Genomic DNA, 12,548 nt, shown 5'->3' on the forward strand with positions numbered 1-12,548 from the left:
GTTTTCGAAGTAAAAGTAAAAGTTTTGAGGGGTAAATATAAAAATTTATTCTAATCTTTTACTTTTTAGAAACAAATAAAGTAAAAGATTAGCAACTACAAGGTTGTAGTAATGAATAAATTAGATAATGTTATTTATTAATTGGTAGATTCTCTTTCGATTAAATGGGTTTCAATTACTTCTGTTTTATAATTTTCTTCTTCATCATCATCCTGTTCCGCTTCTAATCTTTCAATAAGCATTTTTGCTGCTTTATTTCCCATTTTTATTCCGTTTTGACTTACGGTTGTGATGGTCGGTGTAGAATATTTAGAAATGATTCCGTCTGTGAAGGCAATTACAGCCAAATCTTCAGGGACATTCAGTCCTATTTTATTAGCAGTTTTTATTATGGTTACTGCAAAAAGTTCATTGACCGCAAATACGGCATCAATGGCCTTGTCTTCAAGCAATCTTCCAATGGTGATTTCGCAAGTGTCTACATTTTCAATTTTTATGATTAGCTTCTCATCGAATGGTATGTCATTGTCTAATAGGGCTTTTATGTAGCCATCAGTTCGAAGTTTGCCTACGCTTACATAATCAACAGTTGTAACAAGGGCAATTTTTTTTCTTCCTTTATCAATTAAACTTTGGACCGCTTCGTATGCGGCAAGTTTGTCGTCTATGATTACTTTGTCACAAAGAATTTCATTGGTAACCCTGTCAAACATTACGACGGGCATTCCTTGATCGATAACTTCTGTAATATGATGAAAATCACCTTTGAACTGCGTTTCTTTTGAAAGTGACATAATGAATCCATCGATGCTTCCGTTAGCAAGCATTTCCATATTAAGTACTTCTTTATCAAAGGAATCATCGGATAAACAGATGATGACGCTGTACCCATTTTCATTTGCAACTTGTTCTATTCCATTAATAACGGTTGAAAAGAAATGATGTACTATTTCCGGAATAATAATCCCAATAGTTTTTGTTTTTCGGTTTTTTAAACTGAGCGCAATATTGTTGGGTTTGTAGTGATAAAATTTGGCAAATGCCTGAACTTTAAGTCTGGTTTCTTCCCCTATTTCGGGACTGTTTCTAAGCGATTTTGAAACTGTTGAAATGGATACGTCAAGCTCTTTTGCAATTTGTTTAAGGGTGACTTTTCTTTTCATGATAATAGTGTTATAATATTCAATTCGCAATAAAGGTAAGATTTTTTTTTATTTATTGTAATTTTCTTAGTAAATGTCCATAAAAAATACAAAGTTTTCAACACTATCACGTTTTCGTAAGTCAATTGAAAAGTGCTTCTGTCGGACATGTTAATATTTACTTAATTTTGAAATTCGAAGTAAAATTAAAATTTAAAAAACAACCAAAACTCAAATTAATTTAAACAAAAAGTATGAAAACAATTTATAAAAAGTTGTTATTTTTATTACTGTTACTACCTTTTAGTATTCTTGCTCAGAATACTCTTAATGGTGTTGTTCTTGACAAAGCATCAGGACAGCCAATTCCGGGAGTAAATGTAAATGTACAAGGCGCCGCAAATGGTGTTTCAACAGATTTTGACGGTAAATATCAGTTATCAAATGTTAAGAAAGGCGATCAAGTCGTGTTTTCTTTTATTGGTTACAAAAATACTGTTGTTAATTATGATTCTCAAAAATCATTAAATGTTTCTTTGGAAGAAGATGCAAATCAACTGAAAGAAGTTGTGGTTCAAGTAGGTTATGGAACTGTTAAGAAAAAAGACGCAACAGGTGCGGTAACAGTTTTGACCACAAAAGATTTTAATAAAGGTGCAAATGTAACAGCCGAAAACTTGCTTAACGGAAGGGTTGCAGGTGTTACTGTAAATACAAGTGGTGCTCCAGGTTCTGGTTCTCAAATTAGAATTCGTGGTGGTTCTTCTTTATTTGCAAGCAATGACCCATTAATTGTAATTGATGGTTTGCCTATTGAAAACAATTCAGACAAAAATTATGGTTCAACATCAATTTTGGCTTCATTAAACCCAAGTACTATTGAGTCGATGACTGTTTTAAAAGATGCTTCGGCAACAGCTATTTATGGATCTCGTGCCTCAAATGGTGTAATTATTATTACTACTAAAAAAGGGGGAAAAAAACTTTCGGTAGATTATAATTTTCAATACGGAAGTGGTAAAATTGGAAAAACAGTTGATGTATTTGATGCGCAAGGTTTTAGAAAAATAATCGAAGAGAAAAGACCTGGCGATGTTTCAAAATTAGGTACGGCAAATACCAATTGGCAAAATGAAATCTATAGAAAAACAGATTTTGTTGATAATAACATATCTATTAGAGGCAACTTGTTTAATAGTATCCCATCTCGTCTTACAGTAGGGAATACGTACCAAGAAGGTTTGCGATTGACCAATACATTTAATAGAAATACTGTTGGATTAGCTTTAAATCCATCTTATTTGAATGATCATTTGAAATTAAAATTGAATGCAAATTACTCCAATGAGAACAATAGATTTGCAGAAGGAGTGGAAGGAAATGCGCTGCATTTTGACCCAACGCAACCTGTTTATGATGCAACTTCGATATATGGAGGTTTTTTTGAATACTACAATCATAGTAATGGAAAATTGACTCCACAGACGCCAAGAAATCCAGTGGCTCAATTAATGCAAACGTTTGATACTGGAAAAAATAATCGCTTTTTTGGAAACTTTGAAGCAGATTATAAATTTCATTTCTTCCCAGCTTTACGCGCAGTTGTAAATGCAGGTTTTGATCAGGCAAAAGGCGAGAGAAGCAAATTAGCTTCAGATAAAACAGCTACTTCAGGTTCCAATAACGACATTCCTTATGGGACTGATGAATTTTCTAAAAGTATGAGGAAAAATAAATTATTAGATGCTTATTTAGTTTACAATAAAACATTTGATAAATTGATTTTTGATGCAACTGGGGGTTATTCTTACCAAAAATGGGATTCTGACAACTATCAATCAGGAAATATTTTAGACCCAAATTTACCAACTGGTTTAACTGGTTTTCCAAAAACAAATGTAGATTATGATAGAGTGAATATTGGCTTTTTTGGAAGAACCAATTTAAATTTTAACGATAAATATTTACTGACGTTGTCTTTTAGAAGAGATGGATCCTCTCGATTTGACAAAGATAATAGATGGGCGAATTTCCCTGCTGCTGCATTTGCTTGGAAAATAAAAGAAGATTTTTTTAATGACAATACAGCAATTTCCGATTTAAAATTAAGATTAGGTTGGGGTATTACCGGACAACAAGAAATTGGAAATAACAATGATTATTTGCAACAATATAATTTAGGAAGCGGTAGTTCACAATATTATTTTGGTACTGTGGCTTTGCCAATTGCCGTTTCTGCAAGACAAAGCGCAAATTTAAAATGGGAAGAAACTACAACTTATAATGCAGGTTTAGATTTCGGACTTTATGACAACAGAGTTTCGGGGAGTGTTGAAGTATTTTACAAAGATTCAAAAGATTTGTTAGCCGATGTTGCAACAGCAGACGGTAGTAATTTTTCAAATAGATCTTGGCAGAATATTGGAAGTTTTACAACTAAAGGTATTGAATTTTCTTTAAGTACCGATGTTGTAAAAAACCAAGATTTTAATTGGAATCTAAACTTTAATTTAACTGCTTTTGAAAGAAAAATAACAAGCTTAAGCTCTGATTTTATTAGAACTGGAGATAACTTAGCAGGAACAGGAACTCAAGGGCAAGTACATCAAGTTGGTTATGCGCCAAGTTCTTTCTTATTATACAAGCAAATTTTTGATACCGCTGGAAAACCAATTGAAGGTGCTTATGAGGACTTGAACAGTGATGGTATTATCAACTCAAATGATAAATATATTTATAGAAATCCGGATCCTAAAGCAACTTTTGGACTAGCATCAACCATGAATTATAAAAATCTTGATTTTTCTTTCAATTTGAGAGCAAGTGTTGGTAACAGAGTTTTTAATGCAGTGAATGCAAGTAGAGCTCAATACGATCAATTAACAACGGGTGGTACGATTGGGAATGTTCCTACATCAGTTTTAGACACCAATTTCAACACAACATCAACAGTAGTTTTGTCTGATATGTTTGTAGAAAACGCTTCATTCTTAAGAATGGATAACATTACCCTAGGATATACTTTCCCGAAATGGTTAGAAGGTAAAGCTTCACTGCGTTTGTTTGCAGGGATGCAAAATGTTTTTGTTATCTCAGATTATTCTGGTTTAGATCCGGAAATTGCTAATAATGGTGTTGATAATACCATTTACCCAAGACAGCGCTCGATTTTAGGTGGAGTAAATGTTAAATTTTAATAATTAGATTATGAAAAAAATAAATTTTATTTACTTACTATTTGCTTTTGCCACATTACAATCGTGCACAGGTGATTTAGATGTAGTAGCAGAAGACAGCAAAATACTATCTCCGGAGGAATTGTTTTCTACACAGTTAGGATATAAACAAGCACTGGGAGGCGTTTATGGTAATCTTAGCTTAACAGGTACTGGTGATGCGGGTTCTTCCTTTTTGCAAGGAATTGATGCAGGAACTAGCCAGTTTGGAAGATGTATGTGGTATTTACAAGACTTAACTACGGATGAAGTAGTTTGGACTTATGAAAATGACGAAGGTACTGCTGAATTACAAAGAAATACTTGGACATCTGCCAATCCTATTTTGTTGGGGATGTTTAGTAGAACGATGGCCGAAGTGGCTCTTGCTAATGACTTTTTAAGACAATCAACACCAGAATTATTAACTTCAAGAGGTATCACGAGTACTACAGATGTTGCTGAAATCAATATTTATAGAAATGAAGTAAGAGTATTAAGAGCTTTTGCTTACTATAATATGATGGATTTATTTGGGAAAGCGCCTTTTATTACTGAAAATGATCCTTTAAATTTTAAAGGTCCACAATATGATAGACAACAGCTGTTTACTTTTATTGAAACAGAATTGAATGCAGTAATTCCTAATTTGAAAGCCGCAAGAACAAATGAATATGGTAGACTAGACAAAGCCATGGCTCAAATGATTTTGGCAAAAATGTATTTAAATGCTCAAGTGTATATTGGGACTCCAAAATATGCAGAATGTATGGCTAAATGTAGTGATGTTATTGGTGGAGGATATATTTTAAAAACCAATTATTTAGATAATTTCAAAGCCGATAATCACACTTCTTCTGAAATGATTTTCACCTTACAATCGGATGGAGTTAAGACTCAAAATTATGGTGCTACAACTGTTATGATAAACGGCCAGGTTGGTTCTGTTGAAGGAAACGGAGCAGAATTTGGTGTTGGTGGCTGGGGAGGTGCATTACGACTTAGAAAACAATTTGTTCAAAAGTTTGATGGCGCAGAATTTGTAACGGATGTAAGAAAAACATATACTTCAAATTCAGGTTCAAGACCAATTGACATTGCAACGCTAACAAATGCTGGGCAAGGTTATATTTTACATAAATTTTCTAACAAAACTGTTGCTGGAGTTGCGGGTGTGAATTCAGCATTTGTGGATACAGATTTTCCATTGTTCAGATTAGCAGATGCCTATTTAATGTATGCTGAAGCGCAAATGAGAAAAGATGGTGCTACAAATACAAACAATGCGACAACTGCAAATGCTCAATCATTAACTTACATTAATGCTTTAAGACAAAGAGCGAATAGTGGTTCAGCTTCTGCTAACGTAACGCAAATGCTAGTTAATCTGGATTTTATTATAGATGAAAGAGCAAGAGAATTACATTGGGAAGGACATAGAAGACAAGACTTGATTCGTTTTAATAAATATGGTGGCGGTAATTATAACTGGGCTTGGAAAGGGAATATACCAAACGGAACTTCATTTAGTTCGAATTTGAATGTTTTCCCATTGCCAACGGCTTCAATAACTGCAAATCCAAATTTGACTCAAAATACAGGATACTAAATAATTATTTAATTTAAATTAAAATAGAAATGAAAAATATAAAAAATATAATAATAGCTTTTGTAAGCATATTAGCGATTTCTTGCACTGATGATATACAAGACACAAACAGAGAAGCACTTGCTCCGGAAACAGCACCCGTGTTATTGACGCCAACCAGTACTTTTAACACAGTTTTGCAAAAAGCAAACCAAAATAATCTTGCAACTTCTGTAGTGTGGAATGATGCAACTTATAGTGGAACCGCTACTGTTGTAAATTATACCATTGAAATTGCAAAAGCTGGAACAAGCTTTGCTAAACCAGTTGTTGTTACTTCAACAACCAATCGTTTTAAAGAAATTACTGTTGGCGAACTTAATACCGCAATTTTAACTGCTGGTTTAGTACCTTTTGTTGAGCATCAAATTGATATTCGCATTAAATCTTCAGTTGGAACAACTGGTTCGGGTGCTGCGCAATATTCAAATTCTTTTGCCATCAAAGCTACACCATTTCCATCTTGGCCAAACTGGGGTATTATTGGCGATGCAACACCAACAGGTTGGGGTTCTGATACTAATTTGGATTATGATTTGGCTACACAAAAATATTCAATTACAATCCATTTGACTACGGGACATTTCAAATTTAGATTAGATGATTCTTGGGATTTAAATTATGGTGACGATGGTAGTAATGGTACTTTAGAAGCCGGTGGGTCTGATATTTCAGTTGCTGCTGCGGGGGATTATAACATTGTGGTAGATTTTACTGCGAAAACCTATACGATGACTAAACTTTAGTAAAATGCAATTAACTGAAAAGGCTACTATAATGGTAGCCTTTTTTTAGTTTCTTATTCAATTAATACTAAGCCATGAAAAAAAATCTACTTTTATTAATTTTACTGATAACTTCTATAAGTTATTCCCAAATTACAACAACACCATCTCCTGCAATTGCAAGTGGATTAATTACACTTAATTTTAATAAAACCGGAACGGCATTAGCGGCCTATTCAGGGACAATATACGCGCATATTGGTTTAACTGTTAATGGTACAAGATGGCAAAACGTTAAAGGAAGTTGGGGTAATAATACAACACAACCCGCTTTAACGGTAGTTTCAGGAACTACTTATAAATTAGACCTTACTCCAGATTTGTATACTTATTTTGGGATTCCAAATACGAGTTCTATTACAGAAATTTGTGTGGTATTAAGAAATGATGCTGGGAATATGCAAACCGCGGATACTTTTTTTAATGTTGGCGCTTTTCAAGTAAATTTAGCAACACCGGTCCAAAATAGCGCTACGATTATTGCTTCAGGCGCAAGTTTTAATGTCACTGCAAACAATACGGGCGGGAATGCGAGTTATACCTTAAAAGCAAATGGAACAAGTATAAATGCAAATTTAAGTACCTCAAGTTATACTTTTAATGATGCTAATATTACCAGCAATAGAAATTACTCATTAGAAATAACACAAGGAACAACTTCTGTTACCAAGAAATTCAGTGTGATCGTAAATCCAGGAACAGTTAGCGCTGCGATGCCTACTGGATTAGTAGACGGAATCAATTATAATGGTGCTGATGCTACAAAAGCTATTCTAGTTATCGATGCGCCATTAAAAGACTTTGTATATGTTGCAGGAAGTTTTAATAATTGGCAACCGGATGCTAACTACGCCATGAAAAAAGATCCTGCTTCAGGGAAGTTCTGGTTGGAATTAACCGGGTTGACATCGGGTTCAAATTATACCTATCAATATTGGGTTGTCGATGCAACGCCTATTGCTGGAACACCATCTTTAGTCAAAACCGCAGATCCTTATGCTACTTTAGTACTGTCACCAGATGATGATCCTTATATTCCGGCTCTGTCTTATCCGTCTCTTCCTGCATATCCTGTAGGCCAAGAGCGAGAAGTGACTGTTTTACAAACGGGACAAACGGCATATCCGTGGAGTACTGCAACGACTAATTTTGTAAAACCAGAAAAAGAAAAACTGGTAGTTTATGAGCTTTTGGTAAGGGATTTTGATGCTGGTAGAAGCTACCAAAGTGTAATTGACAAAATTGATTATTTCAAAAATTTAAAAATAAACGCTATTGAATTATTACCGGTAATGGAATTTGAAGGAAATGAAAGTTGGGGCTACAACACTTCTTTTCACATGGCTCTAGATAAATTTTACGGTACTTCAACTAAATTCAAGGAATTGATTGACGTATGCCATCAAAACGGAATTGCGGTAATTCTTGATGTGGCTCTGAATCATGCTTTTGGACGTAATCCAATGGTTAGAATGTGGATGAACGATCCTGATGGAGACGGGTGGGGGTCGCCTTCAACGGAGAATCCGTATTTCAATACGGTAGCAAAACATTCGTATAGTGTAGGTGAAGATTTTAATCATGCTTCGGCATTGACTAAAAATTACGTAAAAAGAGTAGTTAAACAATGGATTCAAGAGTATAAAATTGATGGTCTCCGTTGGGATTTAACCAAAGGTTTTACGCAAAATTGCACTTCCGGCGATGAAACGTGTACGAATGCGTATCAGGCAGACAGAGTTGCCATTTTGAAAGATTATGCTGATTATTCCTGGAGTTTAGATGCAACACATTATACTATTTTTGAACATTTAGGCACCGATTCTGAAGAGCAGGAATGGGCAAATTATAGAATTAATGAAACACCAAGCAAAGGGATTATGATGTGGGGTAAAATGACCGATCCTTACAATCAATTGACGATGGGTTATAATTCTAGCAATGATATTTCCAGAATGAATAGTACTAGCCATGGATTTACAAAAAATAGATTGATGGGTTATGCTGAAAGTCATGATGAAGAACGCTTGATGTATAAAAACATACAATATGGTGCTAATCTAAATGGATATAACGTAAAAACGCCAGCAACTGCACTTTCTAGAATGTCAACTTTAGGAGCCGTTTCTTTATTAGTTCCGGGACCAAAAATGATTTGGCATTTTGGTGAATTGGGATGGGATTCTTCTATTTATACGTGTAATGATGGAACGATTAATGATTCTTCAGCAACGTTATCAGGGGATTGTAAATTGGATAAAAAACCACAGCCACAGTGGGTAAATAATTGGTTAGGCGATTCCGGTAGAAATAAAATTTATACGGATTGGGCAAAAATGATTGCTTTGAAAATAAACGAACCTGTGTTTGTAGGAACTGCAACTATGGCAAGTGGCACTTCGTTAACACCGAATATCAAAATTACAAATAGCGCTTTGGCAGGAACGCAACTTAAAGATGTATTGATTCTGGCTAATTTTGATGTATCCGTTCAAAATATTGCAACTGGTTTTCCATATACCGGGACTTGGTACAACTTGATGGATAATTCATCAATAATTGTTACTAATATTGCTGCGACAATAGCGATTCCTGCAGGAGAGTTTAGAATATATGGTAATAAAGTTGCTTCATTGGCAATTGCTAATTTTGAAAAAAAAGACGGTATTTACTTATATCCAAATCCTGCCACAAATTACTTTACTTTAAATACGAATACTTTAAAAGTTCAAGTTTTTTCAATTACGGGACAATTGGTAAAAAGTTTTAATACAAGTCAGAGCGCTGCTTACCAATATGCTGTCAATGATTTGAATAAAGGGCTTTATATAGTAAAAGCGTATAATGAGAATAATGAAGCTCAGGTTATGAAGTTTTTAAAAATGTAAGAATAACTGATAAAATATAAAGGCTGTCCGTAAAAAGACAGCCTTTTCGATATTTAAATAAAATCATTCTTCTATACATTTAATCAATTTCTTCTAAAAGTTCACCGTTTGCATGAACGGTTAATTTACGAACCTCATGGTCCTTTTTAATTTTTATTGAGTATTGGTTTTTCATAACGTTTCCGTCTTCTTGTGTATATAGAAATGTATCATTGATAATTTCCCATTTCGGAAATTTTTTGAGAATGGTATAGACTACGATATTCGGAAGTTTAACATTTTCATAGTTTTCAATAACAGTAGTTAATTTTCCTTCTTCATTATAGGTTGCAGCCAATGATCCATTTTTCATCTTCATGGTTACTAAATAAGGTTTAGCTCTTTCGTGACCTTTCTCTAGGTGGTAATCGAAGAATTTTTTTTGAAGACCTATAACCTTATTATCTGGATTTTTATCCGGTATATACGCTAAAAAATCCTTTCCTGTATTTTTTGTTATTACTTTAGGTAATTCTTCTGTTTCAAAACTGCCCGCATCTGGACCACTACTTTTCTTATGTTGATATTGACAATAAGATGAGGTGACAAACCCTGAAAATAACAATGTCATAATAATTTTTTTCATAAAATTTGTTGTTAAATTAATAGCTAAGTGAAATCCACAAAATAAATTTGAGGATTTAATTTTTCCTATTTTTATTTTATAATCTGTTTTATATTGAGATTTAAAAAAAAATAAAAAATAACTGTTTTGTCTTTTGGGGTTGATTGTCAGTTAGATAGGGATAAAGTTAGATTTTTTAACTAGCTGTTACAGTTAACGATACCCATAATTTATGTTAAAAATACAGGAGAAAATAATTGCTTTTTTTATTAAGAATAGGTGCTTGTAAATAAGACTAAACAAAAAAGGTTGTCCGGAAAGACAACCTTTTTTTATAACTAAAAACTAAAATTTAAATTTTGCCGTTTTTGATTTCTTCGACAATTTCGGGATTCAACAATGTTGAGGTATCTCCAAAATTCGAATAATCTCCTTCGGCTATTTTGCGTAAAATTCTACGCATAATTTTTCCCGAACGGGTTTTTGGTAAACCGGAAACAAATTGAATTTTATCCAGTTTAGCAATAGGTCCTATATGATTAGAGATTTGTTGATTAATTTCATTGGTCAAATTTTCTCTGTCACGATATTCCCCAGTTTCTTTTAGAATAACAAAGCCGTACAAGGCATTTCCTTTGATATCATGAGGGAAACCTACAATGGCGGATTCTGCAACTGCTGGATGCTCATTAATAGCATCTTCAATTGGAGCGGTTCCTAGATTGTGTCCTGAAACAATAACAACATCGTCTACACGACCAGTAATCCTGTAATAGCCTACTTCGTCTCGTAAAGCACCGTCTCCAGTAAAATATTTGCCTGGAAAGGTTGAAAAATAAGTGTCTTTATACCGTTGATGGTCTCCCCAAATAGTTCTGGCAATTCCTGGCCAAGGAAATTTGATACATAAACTTCCGGTAACTTGATTGCCTTCAATCTCATTGCGTTTTTCATCCATCAACACGGGTTGAATTCCAGGTAATGGTAAAGAAGCGTACGTAGGTTTCGTAGGAGTTACAAAAGCAATTGGCGAAATCATGATTCCTCCCGTTTCGGTTTGCCACCATGTATCCACAACTGGACATCTTTTATCTCCAACATGGTCATTGTACCAGTGCCAAGCTTCTTCATTGATGGGTTCCCCTACTGAACCAATCACTTTGAGAGATTTTAAAGGAAATTTTCGTACATAATCTAAGCTCTCTTTTGCCAAAGCACGAATAGCAGTTGGAGCAGTATAGAATTGTGTTACTTTGTGTTTTTCGATTACTTCCCAAAAGCGACTAAAATTAGGATAAGAAGGAACACCTTCGAAAATAACGGTTGTTGCACCATTCAATAATGGGCCATAAAGAATATAAGAATGCCCGGTAATCCAGCCTATATCAGCAGTACACCAAAAAACGTCATTTTCTTCATAATTGAATACATTCTTGAACGTATAGGCGGTGTAAACCATATAACCGGCAGTGGTATGTACCATTCCTTTTGGTTTTCCGGTTGAACCAGAAGTGTAAAGAATAAATAATGGGTCTTCGGCATCCATGATTTCAGCGACATTGTTGTCAGAAGCTTCGTCTAAAAGGGATTGCAACCATTGGTCACGACCTTCTTTCATGTTTATTGAAGTATTGGTTCTTTTTACCACCAAAACGTTTGAAACACCAGGACAGTTTACTAACGATTCATCAATGATTCCTTTTAAATCAATGGTTTTGTTACCGCGATAACCTCCGTCTGAAGTGATGACCATTTTACAATCGCTGTCATTTATTCTGGCGGCTACTGCTGAAGCCGAAAATCCAGCAAAAACAACCGAATGGATGGCTCCAATTCTGGCACAAGCCAAAGTGGTTATGGCTAATTCAGGAATCATTGGTAAATAAATACAAACACGATCTCCTTTTTTTATGCCTTGTTCCCGCAATACATTTGCCATTTTGCAAACACGTTGGTGTAATTCATTATAAGAAATATGCAATGCTTCTTCCTTTGGATCATTAGGTTCGAAAATTATCGCAGTTTTATCCCCTTTTTTGGTAAGATGCCTGTCAATACAGTTTTTAGTAATATTTACTTTGGCTCCAGTAAACCATTTTATTTCGGCTTCAGCCATATTAAAATCAACTACTTTTTCCCATTGTTGGTACCAAGTGAAGTTTTCAGCAGCAATTTTGTCCCAAAATTTTCTGGGCTCACGGACTGATTTTTTATATTCTTTAAAGTATTCTTCTAAAGTATTAATTTTATAGCGACTCATGTTTTA

7 protein-coding genes are annotated in these 12,548 nt (G+C 34.3%); 4 read left to right on the forward strand and 3 right to left on the reverse strand.

Features of this window, described 5'->3' with window-relative positions; translation table 11 throughout:
- Positions 1 to 137 precede the first annotated feature (137 nt).
- The gene (locus ACM55K_RS03540) at positions 138 to 1,163 is read right to left on the reverse strand and encodes a LacI family DNA-binding transcriptional regulator (RefSeq protein ID WP_416848856.1); all 1,026 of its coding nucleotides are present in this window, start codon (positions 1,161 to 1,163) and stop codon (positions 138 to 140) included.
- A 233-nt stretch (positions 1,164 to 1,396) separates the two neighbouring features.
- On the opposite strand from ACM55K_RS03540, the gene ACM55K_RS03545 reads away from it, so the two are divergent.
- The 4 genes from ACM55K_RS03545 to ACM55K_RS03560 all read left to right on the forward strand — a co-directional run bounded on the left by ACM55K_RS03545 (position 1,397) and on the right by ACM55K_RS03560 (position 9,678).
- On the forward strand, positions 1,397 to 4,339 hold the full coding sequence (locus ACM55K_RS03545) for a SusC/RagA family TonB-linked outer membrane protein (RefSeq protein WP_416848857.1): 2,943 nt from the start codon (positions 1,397 to 1,399) through the stop codon (positions 4,337 to 4,339).
- Positions 4,340 to 4,349: 10 nt separating this feature from the next.
- On the forward strand, positions 4,350 to 5,966 hold the full coding sequence (locus ACM55K_RS03550) for a RagB/SusD family nutrient uptake outer membrane protein (RefSeq protein WP_416848858.1): 1,617 nt from the start codon (positions 4,350 to 4,352) through the stop codon (positions 5,964 to 5,966).
- 29 nt (positions 5,967 to 5,995) lie between these two features.
- Complete coding sequence (locus tag ACM55K_RS03555) at positions 5,996 to 6,751, forward strand: SusE domain-containing protein (RefSeq protein ID WP_416848859.1); 756 nt, start codon at positions 5,996 to 5,998, stop codon at positions 6,749 to 6,751.
- Positions 6,752 to 6,825: 74 nt separating this feature from the next.
- Positions 6,826 to 9,678 carry an alpha-amylase family glycosyl hydrolase gene (locus ACM55K_RS03560; protein WP_416848860.1) on the forward strand — a complete coding sequence of 951 codons (2,853 nt, stop codon included), beginning with the start codon at positions 6,826 to 6,828 and terminating at the stop codon, positions 9,676 to 9,678.
- A gap of 79 nt (positions 9,679 to 9,757) precedes the next feature.
- Here ACM55K_RS03560 and ACM55K_RS03565 read toward each other — a convergent pair whose 3' ends face one another.
- Both ACM55K_RS03565 and acs read right to left on the reverse strand, forming a co-directional pair.
- Entirely contained in the window at positions 9,758 to 10,303 is a 546-nt protein-coding gene (locus ACM55K_RS03565; RefSeq protein WP_416848861.1) for a hypothetical protein, read from the reverse strand.
- A gap of 331 nt (positions 10,304 to 10,634) precedes the next feature.
- A complete protein-coding gene (gene acs, locus ACM55K_RS03570) occupies positions 10,635 to 12,542 on the reverse strand; it encodes an acetate--CoA ligase (protein ID WP_416848862.1) in 1,908 nt (635 codons plus the stop codon).
- Positions 12,543 to 12,548: the final 6 nt, after the last annotated feature.

Origin of the sequence: Flavobacterium arabinosi, from assembly GCF_048158725.1 — a bacterium.
Taxonomy (GTDB): Bacteria; Bacteroidota; Bacteroidia; order Flavobacteriales; family Flavobacteriaceae; genus Flavobacterium; species Flavobacterium arabinosi.